We start from the raw sequence: 16,114 nt of genomic DNA on the forward strand, positions 1-16,114 counted from the left end.
AAAAGTGTGAAACGGTTTTCGGAAAAGATGCGCGTTTAAAGAAAAGGTTAGAGCGCCGATCTGATTCAATCAGATCAAAACGCGCGCTAACTGTCGAGGAACGAACGCAGCTTGCGCGAACGGCTCGGATGCTTGAGCTTGCGCAGCGCCTTCGCCTCGATCTGTCGAATACGTTCGCGCGTCACGGAGAACTGCTGTCCAACTTCTTCCAGCGTGTGATCGGTGTTCATGCCGATGCCAAAGCGCATGCGCAGAACACGCTCCTCGCGCGGTGTCAGCGATGCCAGAACGCGGGTCGTGGTATCACGCAGATTGGCCTGGATCGCAGCATCGATCGGCAGAAGTGCATTCTTGTCCTCGATGAAATCGCCCAGATGTGAATCTTCCTCATCACCGACCGGTGTTTCCAGAGAGATCGGCTCCTTGGCGATTTTGAGCACCTTGCGCACTTTTTCAAGCGGCATGGCCAGCTTTTCCGCCAGCTCTTCCGGGGTCGGCTCGCGCCCGATTTCATGCAGCATCTGGCGCGACGTACGCACGATCTTGTTGATCGTCTCGATCATATGCACCGGAATGCGGATGGTGCGCGCCTGATCGGCGATCGAACGGGTGATCGCCTGACGAATCCACCACGTCGCATAGGTCGAGAATTTGTAACCACGGCGATATTCGAACTTGTCGACCGCTTTCATCAGGCCAATATTGCCTTCTTGAATGAGATCGAGGAACTGAAGACCGCGATTGGTGTATTTCTTGGCGATCGAAATGACGAGACGCAGATTGGCCTCGACCATTTCCTTCTTGGCGATGGTCGCCTCGCGTTCGCCCTTCTGCACCTGATTGACGATACGGCGGAATTCACCAATGGAAATCGCAGTCTCGGTCGCCAGATTCTGGATCTCGCTGCGCAGGCGCAAGATCGCAGCCTCTTCGCGGTTTGCGAACTCCTTCCAGCCCCGGCTCGTGAGGGTCGAAATGCGCTCGACCCAGTTGGGATCGAGTTCATGCCCCTGATATTCCTTCAGGAACTCCTCGCGGCGGACACCGAAGGATTCGGCAAGACGCAACAGCCTGCCTTCGTTCTGCACAAGGCGCTTGTTGATGTCGTAAAGCTGCTCGACAAGCTGCTCGATACGATTCTGGTTCAGCGACAAGGATTTCACAGCCTTGATAAGCTGGTCTTTCAGTTCCTTGTAGCGGCGCTCCTGGCTGGACGAAAGCTCGCCCGTGGCCGCCAGACGGCTTTCAACCTGCTGGTCCTGAAGCTTGCGCAGCTTGCGATAGGTATCAGCGATCAGGTCGAGCGTTTCCATGACCTGCGGGCGCAGTTCGGCTTCCATGGCCGCCAGCGACAGGTTGGCTTCGTCTTCATCATCCTCTTCTTCTTCCGCAGCCGCATCACCGCCGACATTGGTGATGTCGTCATCATCGCGTGTCCGGCGCGCAGATTTTTCATCGCGCGGCTTTTCCTCTTCCACACGCTCGATCACCGGGGCCTGCTTGGCTTCCGGACCGGCATAGGTGGTTTCAAGGTCGATGATTTCGCGCAGAAGAATATTGGCGTCGTTGAGCTGATCACGCCAGATAATGATGGCCTGAAAGGTCAGCGGGCTTTCACAAAGCCCGGCAATCATCGTTTCGCGGCCTGCCTCGATGCGCTTGGCAATGGCGATTTCGCCTTCGCGCGACAAAAGCTCGACGGAACCCATCTCACGCAAATACATGCGCACCGGATCATCCGTGCGGTCGGTCGGCTCTTTTTTGGTGGTGGTCGCAGCAACAGCAGTGCCGGTCGCCTCAACGAGTTCGCCGCCTTCTTCGCTTTCTTCCTCGTTGTCGTCGCGATCATTGTCCTGCTCGTCATCTTCGACGACGTTGATGCCCATATCGGACAGCATGGACATAGTGTCTTCGATCTGTTCGGATGTCACTTCCTCGGAAGGCAGCACGGCATTCAGCTCGTCCATGGTGACGTAGCCGCGCTTCTTCGCAAGTTTGATCATCTTCTTGACAGCATCGTCAGAAAGGTCGAGAAGAGGTCCGTCGGTAGCAGCTTCGCGCTCGACTTCGACTTCTTCGTTTTCCTTAACCTTCGTTGCCATATTATTCGTCTCCAGGCGACACCGGTCGCATCTAAGATATATAGGGTGGTCCTGCGGTTTTGCGAGATCGCAACCTGCCGGATAAATTTTTCCGAAGCGCTGCACGTCTCGTTGAGGCTGCCCGCATTCCGGCATTTACGACACCGCACTGTTTTCTCAGAAAATCGAAACCGATTTCCGTCAAATGCGGTAGTAGCCAGTTCCCGTTAATACCGAATTAACTCTACCGTCCTTGGCAGCCTTGCCGTCTCCAGTTTTTCAGGCAGGTCCGGAATTCATATGCACCGACAGGTGCCGAACCCCTCATACCACCGCTCAAAGGGCTGGTTTCCGGAGTCCGTTTCGGGAATATTTATCGATAATCAGTTCTATGGTCCTTGCTCGAACTGTCGTGATTCCGTCATTTATGCTGCACGTCAAGAGCGACTCACCTGATTCGGCCTCAAAAAGCGAATCATTTATTGCCCACGCGCCGCGCAGCGCTCATTCCAGACCCCGAATCCCGTATTTCAGGCCTGCTCCGTTCGCTGTGGCGTTTAGTGATTCGGGTGATTCGAATCAGAAGCTACCCACCGGCCGCCCGGATGAAAGGCCAAACCCTTCAATAAGCGCTTCGGTCGCCTCGGCTTTCATGAGCTGGTTACGAATATCGACAAGCCTGCCGAAAAGTTCGCCCGTTTCATCCGTTTCAAGCATCTCTTCCAAAGCGCGCAGTTCCTTATGTAGTGCGCGACTGCGCTGATGCAAGTGAAGCGCCTGACGCAGCGCCTCCCGCGCATCCTCTTCCGCAGCCTGCGATGTTGCAGGCCACAGGCGCGCGCGCTTGATCGATTGCTCCAGCGCATCGATCAACTCGCCATGGCCAGCCTCGGCCAACGCCAGCCGCATCGCAGCGCCATCTTCAATATGATCGGAGGCCAGAACATCGAGCAACGCAGCTTGCAACGATCTTAATGCATCATGCCCAGGATCGATTCCCGCCAGCATTTCAAAATCTTCATCGATCAGTCTTGGGTGATTGATGAGGATGAGAAGTATCGTGGCCTCACGCAAAGGCGCATTATTTGCACCCGCACCGATGCTGCGCCCTTTTACAAGCGTTGAACGCACGAGGCTGTCCGAATATGCAAGCCGCCCGCCCGCGACAAGCCCCACGCCTCTGCTAGCGCCTTGCCCGCGCCCCTTATTCCCGCCGCGATTAAAGGAACTGCCGCCGCGTCGGGCATTCTGCCGTCCCTGCCCGAAAAATACCTGTGCGCGCTCACGCATTTCCTGAGCGTAATGACGGCGAATATCCTCATGCGCGATGCGGCTGGTGATTTCGCGCAGCCGCGCTTCCAGTTCCGCCCGCCGCTCCGGCGTATCAAAGACCCCTGCCGCCGTTTCCCGGCTCCAGATCATATCGACCAGCGGCCGGGCATCGCCTATCACAGCGTAAAAGGCCGAAGCCCCTTCCGCGCGCACCAGATCGTCCGGGTCCTGGCCTTCCGGCAGCAGGGCAAAGCGCAGGGATTTCCCCGGCTGTAAGGCTGGCAAGCCCAGATCGGCTGCACGATGCGCCGCGCGCAGACCGGCCCCATCGCCATCGAAGCACAAGACCGGCTCGGGGCTGATGCGCCACAAAAGTTCAAGCTGCTCTTCGGTCAATGCGGTTCCGAGCGGAGCGACAGCCTGATCGATGCCAGCCTGAGCCAGCGCGATCACATCCATATAGCCTTCCACGGCAATGATGGGCTTTGCCCCTTCGCCGCCCTGAGGCTGCGAAGCCTTGCGCGCGCGCAAGCCATTATAAAGCACCCGCCCCTTATGAAAGAGTTCGGTCTCGGGGGAGTTGAGATATTTCGCCGGCGCATCCGCCGATAGCGCCCGTCCGCCAAAGGCGATAATGCGCCCGCGCAAATCCTCGATCGGAAACATGATGCGATCGCGAAAGCGGTCATAGGAAACTGCTATGCCCTCGCCATGGACCACCAGCCCGCATGCTTCGATCTGCTCACGCGAAATGTCCTTGCCTGCCAGAAACTCCTTGAGGGCATTGCGCGATTCCGGGGCATAGCCGATGCGAAAACTCTGCTGCGTCGCGCTTGAAAGCCCGCGATCGCGCAAATAGGCACGCGCTTTGGCACCCGCAGGACTTTGCAACTGGCTTTCAAAAAACTGCGCCGCCAGTTCCATCGCATCGTAAAGCGTCGCGCGCTGTGCCTCGCGCTTCTCCATTTCAGGATCGCGCGCGGGCATCGGCACGCCCGCCATATCGGCAACGCGCTCAACCGCCTCGGGGAAGCTCGCCCCTTCGAGTTCTGTCAGGAACCTGAAATGATCGCCCGTCACACCGCAGCCAAAACAGTGATAGCGGCCCTTGCGGTCTTCACAGTGAAAACTTGGCGTCTTCTCACCATGGAACGGACAGCACGCCCAGAAATCACCCTTTGCCGGATTGCTCTTTTTACGGTCGAACGAAACCCGTGTCCCGATCAATGTCGAGATGGGGACACGATCTCTAAGCTCGTCGAGAAAAGAGGACGGAAAACGCATTACCAATGTCACTTTCAGCTCTGATGGCAGAACGGTTGATCGACCGGGCCAATTCCTGCCCCCGCATCAGTCGCGCCAATCCAGATATGCACTCATATGTGAATATAGGTCCGAATATAAGCATGAGGGACACGACAGTCCATCATACATAAAGCAGCTTCCCCGCTAATCACATGGCCATGGCATGCGCATGCGGCGTCATAAAACTGTCATCTAATCGTCACATTAAGCCGTCATCGCTTGATCTGCCGATCCTTCAAGTTCATATTCCATGCCAGCCCCTGCTCACCGGGAGCGTATTTTTCTCTTTTATAGCGTAGACTTACCGGGGAGTTTCGTCTCCCCAACCAGAAAGGATTTTTTTGTGAACGGTTCTGTGGTCCTTTTGCATCTGGCCGGTGCCGTAGCCTTGCTGCTCTGGGCGACCCGCATGGTGCGCACCGGTGTGGAGCGCGCCTATGGCGATCGCTTGCGCAGGCGTTTGCGCAACCAGATGCAAAAACCACTGCTGGCCATCGTCTTCGGCCTGTTTCTAGCGATCGCCCTGCAAAGCTCGACTGCCGTCACCCTTCTTGTCGGCTCCTTTGTCGGTTCAGGTTTCGTCAGCGGCCTGGCTGGCCTCATGGCCGTTCGCGGCGGAGAGCTTGGCTCCGCGCTCGTGGTAAAGATCCTCAGCTACGACCTGACCTTGCTCGTGCCGATATGCCTTGTCGCGGGCACGACCATTTTCATGACCACCGAGCGGCGCGACTGGCGCCAGATCGGGCGCGTTCTGGTCGGTATCGGCCTGCTCATCCTGTCTCTGGAGATGACCGGCCAGGCGACGGAGCCTCTGCGCCAGAGCGCGCTTCTTCCCATCATCGTGGATTATCTTTCCGGCGATCCCGTCACCGCCTATCTTCTCGCCGCGCTGATGACATGGCTGTTTCACTCAAGCATTGCGGCGGTCATCCTGCTGACCACTTTCGCATCGCGCGGCCTGATCCAGCCCGAACTTGCGGTCGTAATGGTTCTGGGCGTCAATCTCGGCTCCTCCGTCATCGCCCCGATCCTGACCCGTAACGCCCCTGCGGAAACGCGCGTGGTGCCATTGGGTAATCTCCTGATGCGCGGTGCCGGTTCGCTCGTCATTCTCATATTGCTCGAAACCTTCCATCCTCCCGTTACCTTTTTAGGCAGCGATCCGGTAGCGCAGGTGGTCAACGCCCATATTCTGTTTAATGCCCTTATTCTGGTTGCCAGCATTCCGCTGTCGCGGCTGTTACTGCGCACAACCGAAGCGCTGGTCCACCTCAATGCCAATAAGAACACGCCTGCCCAACCCCTTGAAATGGAGGAATATAGCGCGCTCGATAGCAGCGTTCTGGATCGTCCGTCGCAAGCTCTTGCCAATGCAACGCGCGAAGTCATCGGGGTTTGCGATACGATCGACGTCATGCTACGCCGCATCATAGAGCTTTATGAAAAGGCCGATCAGAAACAAATCGACGAGCTTGCAGCCCTCGATGACCGGGTGGACAGCAAGCATGCGGCCATCAAGCTCTATCTGGCCCGGCTGGCAACGCATGAACTCAACGATTATGAATCCGTGCGCATACAGGAACTGATGGGTGCCTGCGTCAAGCTTGAGCAGGTCGGCGACATCATCGTGCGCAACATGCTTGTCCATGTGCAAAAGAAGATGGACCATCAGCTCGAATTCACCGAGGAAGGGTGGGAAGAGCTGACTCATTTTCACGCTATGGTGCTGGCCAGTGCACATCTGGCCTTCAACGTCATCGTCTCGCGTGACGGACGAACCGCGCGCCAGCTTGTGCAGGAAAAGGACCGTCTGCGCGATCTGGAAAAGCAGATGAGCGCGCGCCATTTTTCACGCCTGCGTGAAGGCTCGACGCGCAGCATCGAGACAAGCTCGATCCACCTCGACACGATCCGCGATCTCAAGCAGATCAATTCGCTGCTGGCTTCAATGGCCTATCCGGTTCTCGAAGAACAGGGCCTGCTCGGGCAAACACGGCTCAGGACCGCAAAACAGGGCTGAAAAACTCCAGCTCTGTTTAAGCCGTAACCCGTTCTATTGCAGCAGCGTCTTGATCAGGGCGCTAGCCTTGCTGAAATCCATTTTGCCGGCATAACGCTCTTTGAGCACGGCCATGCATTTGCCCATGTCACGCAGTCCCTGCGCGCCAATCTCGGCGATCACAGCCTCGCAAGCCTTCTTGATCTCCTCGTCGCTCATTTGCTCCGGCAGGAAATCATTGATGATCGCGATTTCCTCACGCTCGGCTTCCGCCAGTTCCAGACGGCTGCCTTCCTCGTAAATACGCGCCGATTCCTCGCGCTGCTTGACCATCTTGCCCAGAATGCCCAGAAGCTCTTCATCATTGACCGGGTCCTTGCCCGCCGTGCGATTGGCAATGTCGCGATCCTTGATGGCGGCGATGATGAGACGAAGCGTCGAGACGCGGCGCTTGTCTTGCGCTTTCAGCGCGGTGGTAAGTGCCTGGGTAATCTCCTGGCGAAGCATATATTTCTCCTGACGGCGTTACGGCGTCTTTGCCCATTCGTGCGGATCGCACCGATGGTCTTGCTGTAGCTCTCTTCTATGCGCAAGCGGGCTGTTAAATCAATCGCAGACAATAGCGGGGATTGCGCCTGCATATTGATTACTGTGGTTTTTGCTGTCACAATTTTTCAAAACCCAGCCGGGAACGATTGACCTGAGGGCAGAGTTTCTCTATTGCTCAAGGCTTAGCAGGACATCGGCACGCGCTCGCGGCGGGAAGTTTAAACCCCGCTGCTTTTTGGCGCGTATATGGCTCTGAAAGCTCCCTCTTTTCAAGCTGCCCTTTCCGGGCAATTGAAAGCAGATGCGTGCCGCGTCACTGGAACATCTTAAATACGCGCCCAAGTCAGGCGCGAAACCAAGCAGGAGTGCACGCCATGACCGAAGTCCCATCCAAGACCGCACCCTGGACGATTGCAAAGCGAACCGGCATTCTCGTTCTGGCCGATGGAACCGTGATCGAAGGTCTCGGCCTTGGGGCGACCGGCGCAATCGAAGCAGAAGTGGTCTTCAATACTGCGCTCACCGGCTATCAGGAAATCCTCACCGATCCGTCCTATGCGGGCCAGATCGTCACCTTCACCTTCCCCCATATCGGCAATGTCGGCACCAATGCCGAGGACATCGAAGACCTGACCCCGGCCAATCGTTTTGGTCCTGTGGGAGCAATTTTCAAGGCGGACATCACCTCGCCATCCAATTTTCGCTCCACGCAAAACCTCGATGACTGGCTCAAGAGCCGTGGCATCATCGCCCTTGCAGGGATCGATACCCGCGCCCTCACCGCTCTTATTCGCGAGCGCGGCGCGCAGAACGCCGTCATCGCCCACGATCCGGAAGGCAAGTTCGACATTGAGGCTCTCAAGGCGCGTGCCGCAAGCTGGAGCGGTTTGGAAAATGTCGATCTCGCCAAGGAAGTCACGGTCGGCCAGAGCCTCGTCTGGAAGGAAACGCCCTGGACCATTCAGGCTGGTTATGAAGAGCAGGAAACCGCACCTGAATATAATATCGTGGCGCTCGACTTCGGCGTAAAGCGCAACATTCTGCGCCTGCTCGCAGGGCTCGGCGCGAAAATCACCGTATTGCCGGCAACCGCCACGGCAGAGGACGTCCTTGCCCATAATCCTGACGGCGTCTTCCTTTCGAACGGCCCCGGAGATCCGGCCGCAACCGGCGAATATGCCGTTCCCATGGTCGAAAAGCTCATTGAGTCCGGTCTGCCGATTTTCGGTATCTGCCTCGGCCACCAGATGTTGGCGCGCGCCCTTGGCGCAAAGACCGAGAAGATGCATCAGGGCCATCATGGCGCAAACCATCCTGTAAAGGACTACACCACCGGCAAGGTTGAAATCGTTTCGATGAACCATGGCTTTGCCGTCGATTCCGACAGCCTGCCCGACCATGTGGAAGAAACCCACGTCTCGCTTTTCGACGGCACCAATTGCGGCCTGCGCGTCATCGGCAAGCCGATCTTCTCCGTGCAGCATCACCCGGAAGCATCACCCGGACCGCAGGATTCCCATTATCTCTTCCGCCGCTTCATCAATCTGATCCGCGAGAAGAAGGGCGAGGCCCCGCTTCCCGAACGCGAACAAGCCGCGTGAATCAAATATTGAAAAATTGTCGTTAACCCGCTGTTAATAAACAAGAAGCCGGAGCGTTCGCCCCGGCTTTTTGTTTAAACATCTCCACTGAACGTATCGCATGCATCCAGCTTGCCGCTGTCGAAACCGCGCTGGAACCACTTGGCGCGCTGCGCGGATGTGCCATGATTGAAACTATCCGGCACGACATAGCCCTGACTGCGGCGTTGCAGCGTATCGTCACCGATCTGGTGCGCCGCATTCAGCGCTTCTTCCAGATCACCGCTTTCGAGAATACCCTTCTGCTCGGTGTAATACCCCCAGACACCGGCAAAACAATCGGCCTGAAGCTCGACGCGCACGGACATCTGGTTCGCCTGTGCCTCATTCATGGATTGGCGCATCTGGTTGAACTTCGGCAAAATGCCCAGAAGATTCTGAACATGGTGGCCGACTTCATGCGCCAGAACATAAGCCTGCGCGAAATCACCCGATGCGCCGAAGCGATTGGCAAGCTCATTGAAGAATGTCAGGTCGATATAAAGCTTGCGGTCGCCGGGGCAATAGAAAGGACCCGATGCCGATGACGCAAGGCCGCAGGCCGAGCTGACCGAATCCGAAAACAGCACCATGGTCGGCGGCGTATAGTTCTGGCCGCGCGACTGGAAAATGCCGTTCCACACATCTTCGGTTTCTGCAAGAACAGTACGCGCGAATTGCGTGGTCTCGTCATTGGAAACCGTACCGCCTTCCGCCACCGTACGGCCACCGCCTTGCTGGGTCTGTGTGCCCGTTCCAATACTGCCGTCACCAAACAGGACCGGCAGCGGATCGATGCCCACGGCCTTGAGCACGAAGAACATCACCACGAGAATGAGTATGCCGGAGATTCCACCGCCCCGCACGATGCGAAAGCCCGGTCCACCCATTCCGCCACGGCCCATCCCCCCGCGCTGCTGTCCGCGCAGGTCTTCCACATTGTCGCTTTGTCTACGGCCTTGCCAGCGCATTGCGCGTCTCCCTTCACCATACCACTCCCAGGGAATGGCACCCAGTTCATGCCACCGATTGTCGCATACAGGATTGGCACGGCAACATAAAAATATATGACAATTCAAATCACAAACGAAAACGGCCATGCAACATATGGCAGGGAAAGCCATTCAGGAGTGATATTTTCGTGAAACCGCGCATTTTCTTGGCCATAAGAGCATTTGTGGGGTTCCGCTTTGCGTGATCATTGCCTATAAGGCCCGCTTAGCCCACAGAATTCATACGCTGCCAACCCGCCGGAAAACCGCGCGGGCTTTTCTGGCAGGCTAAGAAGCATATCTGTCGAAAGTGGGAACCGGTTTCGACAGATATGCATGAACATTTAAAGAGCAGGATGCGCCATGCCGAAACGTACAGACATCAAATCGATCCTGATTATCGGCGCGGGCCCTATCGTTATCGGCCAGGCCTGCGAGTTCGATTATTCGGGTACGCAGGCCTGCAAGGCATTGAAAGAGGAAGGCTACCGCATCATCCTCGTCAATTCCAATCCGGCCACGATCATGACCGATCCCGATCTGGCGGATGCCACCTATATCGAGCCGATCACCCCGGAAGTCGTCGCCAAGATCATCGCCAAGGAGCGCCCCGATGCGCTGCTGCCCACCATGGGCGGACAGACCGCGCTCAACACCGCCCTTTCCCTGCGTCGCATGGGTGTGCTGGAACGCTATAATGTCGAGATGATCGGCGCCAATGCCGAAGCCATCGACAAGGCCGAGGACCGCGCCCTCTTCCGCGAGGCCATGCAGAAGATCGGCCTCGACACGCCCACCTCGATGCTCGCCAATGCAACCAAGATCAAGGAAGAAGATCGCAAGCGCCACGAAGCCCGGCGCGCCGAAGTCAAGGCGCAATATTCGGGTGACGAACTGGACAAGGCGCTCGACAAGCTTGAAACGGAATGGCAGCTGGGCGAAGTCGAGCGCAAGCAGCGCTATGTGAGCCACGCGCTGGGCAAGGCCGCACAGGCGATTGATGTCGTCGGTCTTCCTGCCATCATCCGCCCTTCCTTTACGCTTGGCGGCACCGGCGGCGGCATTGCCTATAACCGGCAGGAATTTTTCGAGATCATCGAGCGCGGCCTCGATGCCTCACCGACCACCGAAGTGCTGATCGAGGAATCGGTGCTGGGCTGGAAGGAATATGAAATGGAAGTCGTCCGCGACAAAGCGGACAACTGCATCATCATCTGCTCGATCGAAAACCTCGATCCGATGGGTGTGCACACCGGCGACAGCATCACTGTTGCACCTGCGCTGACCCTGACGGACAAGGAATATCAGATCATGCGCAACGCCTCGATTGCGGTGCTGCGCGAGATCGGCGTCGAAACCGGCGGCTCCAACGTGCAGTTCGCGACCAATCCGGCCAATGGCCGCATGATCGTCATCGAAATGAACCCGCGCGTCTCGCGCTCTTCGGCTCTCGCTTCCAAGGCGACCGGCTTCCCGATCGCCAAGGTCGCAGCCAAGCTTGCTATCGGCTACACGCTCGACGAACTCGACAATGACATTACAGGCGGCGCGACGCCTGCTTCCTTCGAACCGTCGATCGACTATGTCGTCACGAAGATTCCGCGCTTCGCCTTCGAGAAATTCCCCGGCTCCTCGCCCATCCTGACCACCGCCATGAAGTCGGTCGGTGAAGTCATGGCCATCGGCCGCACTTTCCAGGAAAGCTTGCAGAAGGCGCTTCGCGGTCTGGAAACCGGACTGACCGGCCTTGATGAAATCACCATCCCCAATATCGAGGAAGGCGATGAAAAGAACGCCATCCGCGCAGCCATCGGCACACCGACACCGGACCGCCTGCGCATGGTGGCTCAGGCAATGCGCCTTGGTCTGAGCGTTGAGCAGATATTTGACGCATCCAAGATCGATCCATGGTTCCTTGAGCAGATCGAAGCCATCGTTAAGACCGAAGAACGCATCCGCGAACACGGCCTGCCGCGTGACGCCGAGAACCTGCGCATGCTGAAAGCCATGGGCTTCTCCGATGCCCGTCTTGCAAGCCTGACGGCCAAGGACGCCGAAGACGTTGCAAAACTGCGCGCCGATCTTGATGTACATCCGGTCTACAAGCGCATCGATACCTGTGCAGCGGAATTCGCCTCGCCGACCGCCTATATGTATTCGACCTATGAAACCCCATTCGTCGGCCAGCCGCGCTCGGAGGCGGAAGTCTCGGATCGCAAGAAGGTCGTTATTCTTGGTGGTGGTCCAAACCGTATCGGTCAGGGCATCGAGTTCGACTATTGCTGCTGCCATGCGGCTTTTGCCCTGGGCGATGCCGACTATGAAGCCATCATGGTCAACTGCAACCCGGAAACGGTATCGACCGACTACGACACCTCCGACCGCCTCTATTTCGAGCCGCTGACGGCGGAAGACGTATTGGAAATCCTGCGCATCGAGAGGCAAAAGGGTACACTGCACGGCGTCATCGTGCAGTATGGCGGGCAAACGCCGCTCAAGCTCGCCAATGCGCTTGAAAAAGCCGGCATTCCCATTCTCGGCACCTCGCCGGATGCTATCGATCTGGCCGAAGACCGTGACCGTTTCCAGAAGCTGCTTATCAAGCTCGATCTCAACCAGCCGAAGAATGGTATTGCCTATTCGGTCGAACAGGCACGACTGGTAGCGGGCGATCTGGGCTTTCCACTGGTCGTGCGTCCATCCTACGTTCTGGGTGGCCGCGCCATGCAGATCATCCATGATGAGCGCGGACTGCAATCCTATCTGCTCGACATTGTGCCGGAACTGGTGCCGGAAGACATCAAGGCCAAATATCCGAACGACAAGACCGGCCAGATCAACACGCTGCTCGGCAAGAACCCGCTGCTGTTCGACACCTATCTCACCGAAGCCATCGAGGTGGACGTGGACTGCCTGTGTGACGGCAAGGACAGTTTTGTCGCCGGAATCATGGAACATATCGAGGAAGCCGGAATTCATTCGGGCGATTCGGCCTGCTCCTTGCCGGTCCATACCCTCTCGCCTGACATTATTGCCGAACTGGAGCGCCAGACCGCAGCACTTGCAAAGGCGCTGAATGTCGGCGGTCTGATGAACGTGCAGTTTGCGATCAAGGGTGACGAGATTTTCATTCTCGAAGTCAATCCGCGTGCCTCGCGCACCGTTCCCTTCGTCGCCAAGACCATTGGCGCGCCCATCGCCAAGGTGGCTGCCCGCGTCATGGCCGGCGAAAGTCTGGATGCGGCATTCAACGCCTATGGCGGGCATCCGAAGCCAACCGCCCGTCCGCATATCGCGGTCAAGGAAGCCGTCTTCCCCTTTGCCCGCTTCCCCGGTGTCGACACCCTGCTCGGACCGGAAATGCGCTCGACCGGCGAAGTGATGGGGCTTGATTACGATTTTGCTCTCGCCTTCGCAAAAGCCCAGCTTGGCGCAGGCGTCGAGCTTCCGCGCGAGGGTACAGTCTTTGTTTCGGTGCGCGACGAGGACAAGGAGCGCGTGCTCGGCCCTGTGCGCAGGCTGGTCAGTCTGGGCTTCAAGGTCATGGCAACGGGCGGCACGCAGCAATTCCTTGCGGCCAATGGTGTTGAAGCCACCAAGATCAACAAGGTCATTGAAGGTCGTCCCCATGTCGAGGACGCGATCCGCAATCGCCAGATTCATCTGGTCTTCAACACGACCGACAGCGCCAGCGCCGTTTCCGACTCCAAGTCGATCCGCCGCGCAACGCTGATGCAGAAGCTGCCTTATTATACGACGATGTCCGGTGCGGAAGCTGCCGCCGAAGCCATCGCCGCCCTCAAGGCCGGTTCTCTGGAGGTGCGCCCCTTGCAGGATTATTTCCGGGCATAATCTCACCGGAACACGCATTCATGGCCGGGGGTGAAAGCCTCCGGCCATTTCCGTTTGCTTTTTATGATGCGGCACGTCGAGCGGATCGGCATCGAGATCCATTTCCAGATGTAATTGCCGTTTCAGCAGACCGTCATGCCCCAGCGTCTTGCCGATATGGATAACTGCGGCACCCTGCAAAGGGCCGGTCAGAATGGCATAAGCACGCTGCCGGGCCTCTTCATCCATGCCATCCAGCACCCCGTCAATGACGATCCAGTGCGGGTTTTGCAGCACAAGCCGGGCAATGGCGATGCATTGCTGCTCGTCGCGGGTCAATGTCCGATCCCAGCGCAGTCTGTTATTGAGTTGCGGCACCAACCGTTCCAGTCCCGCAAGCTTCAGCACATCCGCCACCTGATTATGTGAGAAGTCTTTGCGATCAAGTGGATAAACAACCGCCTCAAGCAGATCGCCCGGCGGGATATAGGGCGCATTCGGAATGAAAACCACCTGATTGCTCGCAGGCATGCCGATGCGGCCGCTGCCCCATGGCCATAACCCGGCAAGCGCCCGGAAGAACAGGCTGCGCTCGCCTTCCGTCGCTCCCGTCACCAGCACATATTCGCCGGGTTCGATGGCGAATGATTTTTCCACCAGATTGAGACAGCCATCGGAGGTCGCGATGGAAAGCTGCTCGACGCTCAGGCGCTCATTTTCATTTGTCGTCACCATGATCTGACGGTCGAGGCCGCCAATTTCGTCCATCCGCAGGATTGCCTGACGAAAACTTGCCACTCGCAGCAAGGTTGCGCGCCAATCGGCAATAGCGCCAAAATTATCGACGAACCAGCGCAGCGAATTATGCACCTGCGTGAAAGCGCCAACGGCCATCATCAGCCCGCCAAATGTCAGGTCGCCTGCAAAATAAACCGGAGCCGCCACCAGAATGGGCGCAACAATCGTAAACCAGCCATAGCCCGCCGTCACCCATGTCAGGCCGGTCGTCGCTATGACGATCCGCTTGATTGCCACCAGAACCGCATCAATATCGCGATTGATGCGGCGCAATTCGTCGGCTTCTCCGCGCACGAGTGTAACTGCATCGATATGTTCGTTCACCCGCATCAGCGAGTAGCGAAAATCCGCCTCGCGCGCATAGCGATTGGCATTGTGGTTGACCAGACTGCGCCCCACGATCCAGGTTAGCAGCGAGGCCGAACCCGCATAAATGACCGCAGCCCAGACCATATAGCCGGGAATGGAAAAACTGTAACCTTGCACATGAAAGACGAAGCCACTTGAGAGCGACCATAGCACACCGACGAAACTGACCAGAATAACGGTTGATTGCAGCAGGTTGATGCCCAGATCACAGGTCATTTCGGCAAGATGGCGCGCATCTTCCTGAAGCCGCTGATCCGGATTGACGCCGATTTCTCCTGCCCTTGCGAGACGAAAGGCTCTCCCCGGTTGCAGCCATTGCCCCACCAGATCCCGCGCGAGCCCCTCACGCAATTTCAGCTTGAACATGAGGTTCAGCCATGTCTGCGAAACGTTGAGAACGAGAACGCTGCCCGCAATCGCAAAAAACACCAGAAGTTGGTGAAAGAAAGCATTCAGATCGCGCCGTGACAGCGCATCATAGAAAGGAACATTCCACCGGTTGACCGCGACCTGACCGATTGCGATCAGAACGATCAGCACGAATATGCCCGTGCCGATAGCCATCAGGGAATTGCGCACCGGCGAGGCCCAGAACGCCTTCAGCATCATGCGGGCTTGCGAAAGCAGATCACTGTCTTCAGCGTGCATATGGACGGATTTGCGAGAAGCGCTTTTTCCAGCCCCGGCAGTCTTTCCTCTCTTCATGGTCCGACCTCGCTATCCCGGCATGCCAAAAAGTCCCGGGCAGAGCTATTTCAGAAGCACTGTCGCATGAAAAATGCCGCAGCGAAATCAATGCACGACAAAATCCAGCCGTCTTGTATTGGTCAAATTTGTCGCATATAGTGGCGTCATCGATTTTTCGGTCAAGTGACTTTGCGACCCGTGCGGCCTGTCCGTGCTTCCTGACGATCTCCTGTCCATAAATTCGATTCACAGGGACGTATGCGAAGCATGCGGACTAAAGACTACTAACGTTACAAAGGAATTTCCCATGGCTACGGGAACAGTCAAGTGGTTCAACACGACCAAGGGCTTCGGCTTCATCCAGCCGGATCAGGGCGGTGCGGACGTTTTCGTTCACATCTCCGCCGTTCAGCGCGCTGGCCTTGCCACGCTCGATGAAGGCCAGAAGGTTTCGTACGAAATCGTTCAGGACCGTCGTTCGGGTCGTTCGTCTGCCGACAATCTGGTCGCAGCCTGATCGGTACTTGACACGAACAAATAAAAGAAGGCGGGGAAACACCCCGCCTTTTTCTTATCATGCAGGCAGCCATTCAAGCGGCGCATGCCCTCTCA

9 protein-coding genes are annotated in these 16,114 nt (G+C 57.2%); 4 read left to right on the forward strand and 5 right to left on the reverse strand.

What is annotated here, in order from left to right; all coding sequences use genetic code 11:
* Window positions 1-86 precede the first annotated feature (86 nt).
* On the reverse strand, window positions 87-2,102 hold the full coding sequence (gene rpoD / locus DKP76_RS13560) for an RNA polymerase sigma factor RpoD (RefSeq protein ID WP_109707337.1): 2,016 nt from the start codon (window positions 2,100-2,102) through the stop codon (window positions 87-89).
* Window positions 2,103-2,660: 558 nt separating this feature from the next.
* Entirely contained in the window at window positions 2,661-4,637 is a 1,977-nt protein-coding gene (dnaG, locus tag DKP76_RS13565) for a DNA primase (RefSeq protein WP_109707338.1), read from the reverse strand.
* A 364-nt stretch (window positions 4,638-5,001) separates the two neighbouring features.
* Between dnaG and DKP76_RS13570 the strand changes: the two genes are divergently transcribed.
* On the forward strand, window positions 5,002-6,678 hold the full coding sequence (locus tag DKP76_RS13570; protein ID WP_109707339.1) for a Na/Pi cotransporter family protein: 1,677 nt from the start codon (window positions 5,002-5,004) through the stop codon (window positions 6,676-6,678).
* Between the two features lie 33 nt (window positions 6,679-6,711).
* Here the strand turns inward: DKP76_RS13570 and DKP76_RS13575 are convergent, their stop codons facing one another.
* The gene (locus tag DKP76_RS13575) at window positions 6,712-7,164 is read right to left on the reverse strand and encodes a GatB/YqeY domain-containing protein (protein WP_109707340.1); all 453 of its coding nucleotides are present in this window, start codon (window positions 7,162-7,164) and stop codon (window positions 6,712-6,714) included.
* Window positions 7,165-7,580: 416 nt separating this feature from the next.
* Between DKP76_RS13575 and carA the strand changes: the two genes are divergently transcribed.
* Complete coding sequence (carA, locus tag DKP76_RS13580) at window positions 7,581-8,807, forward strand: glutamine-hydrolyzing carbamoyl-phosphate synthase small subunit (RefSeq protein WP_109707341.1); 1,227 nt, start codon at window positions 7,581-7,583, stop codon at window positions 8,805-8,807.
* A gap of 74 nt (window positions 8,808-8,881) precedes the next feature.
* Here the strand turns inward: carA and ypfJ are convergent, their stop codons facing one another.
* The gene (gene ypfJ / locus DKP76_RS13585) at window positions 8,882-9,796 is read right to left on the reverse strand and encodes a KPN_02809 family neutral zinc metallopeptidase (protein WP_109707342.1); all 915 of its coding nucleotides are present in this window, start codon (window positions 9,794-9,796) and stop codon (window positions 8,882-8,884) included.
* Between the two features lie 384 nt (window positions 9,797-10,180).
* Here ypfJ and carB point away from each other — a divergent pair, with 384 nt between their 5' ends.
* A complete protein-coding gene (gene carB, locus DKP76_RS13590; protein WP_109707343.1) occupies window positions 10,181-13,669 on the forward strand; it encodes a carbamoyl-phosphate synthase large subunit in 3,489 nt (1,162 codons plus the stop codon).
* A gap of 18 nt (window positions 13,670-13,687) precedes the next feature.
* Here the strand turns inward: carB and DKP76_RS13595 are convergent, their stop codons facing one another.
* A complete protein-coding gene (locus DKP76_RS13595; protein WP_109707344.1) occupies window positions 13,688-15,520 on the reverse strand; it encodes an ABC transporter ATP-binding protein/permease in 1,833 nt (610 codons plus the stop codon).
* A 289-nt stretch (window positions 15,521-15,809) separates the two neighbouring features.
* On the opposite strand from DKP76_RS13595, the gene DKP76_RS13600 reads away from it, so the two are divergent.
* Window positions 15,810-16,019: a cold-shock protein gene (locus DKP76_RS13600; protein WP_109707345.1), complete on the forward strand. Its 210-nt coding sequence runs from the start codon at window positions 15,810-15,812 to the stop codon at window positions 16,017-16,019.
* Window positions 16,020-16,114 lie beyond the last annotated feature (95 nt).

Source organism: Falsochrobactrum shanghaiense, from assembly GCF_003149535.1.
GTDB classification, from domain to species: domain Bacteria; phylum Pseudomonadota; class Alphaproteobacteria; order Rhizobiales; family Rhizobiaceae; genus Brucella; species Brucella shanghaiense.

What these genes read in the sequence shown, in the direction of transcription:
- rpoD (WP_109707337.1), bottom strand. Translation starts at nt 2,102, where the DNA reads ATGGCAACGAAGGTTAAGGAAAACGAAGAAGTCGAAGTCGAGCGCGAA.
- dnaG (WP_109707338.1), bottom strand. Translation starts at nt 4,637, where the DNA reads ATGCGTTTTCCGTCCTCTTTTCTCGACGAGCTTAGAGATCGTGTCCCC.
- DKP76_RS13575 (WP_109707340.1), bottom strand. Translation starts at nt 7,164, where the DNA reads ATGCTTCGCCAGGAGATTACCCAGGCACTTACCACCGCGCTGAAAGCG.
- carA (WP_109707341.1), top strand. Translation starts at nt 7,581, where the DNA reads ATGACCGAAGTCCCATCCAAGACCGCACCCTGGACGATTGCAAAGCGA.
- ypfJ (WP_109707342.1), bottom strand. Translation starts at nt 9,796, where the DNA reads ATGCGCTGGCAAGGCCGTAGACAAAGCGACAATGTGGAAGACCTGCGC.
- carB (WP_109707343.1), top strand. Translation starts at nt 10,181, where the DNA reads ATGCCGAAACGTACAGACATCAAATCGATCCTGATTATCGGCGCGGGC.
- DKP76_RS13595 (WP_109707344.1), bottom strand. Translation starts at nt 15,520, where the DNA reads ATGAAGAGAGGAAAGACTGCCGGGGCTGGAAAAAGCGCTTCTCGCAAA.
- DKP76_RS13600 (WP_109707345.1), top strand. Translation starts at nt 15,810, where the DNA reads ATGGCTACGGGAACAGTCAAGTGGTTCAACACGACCAAGGGCTTCGGC.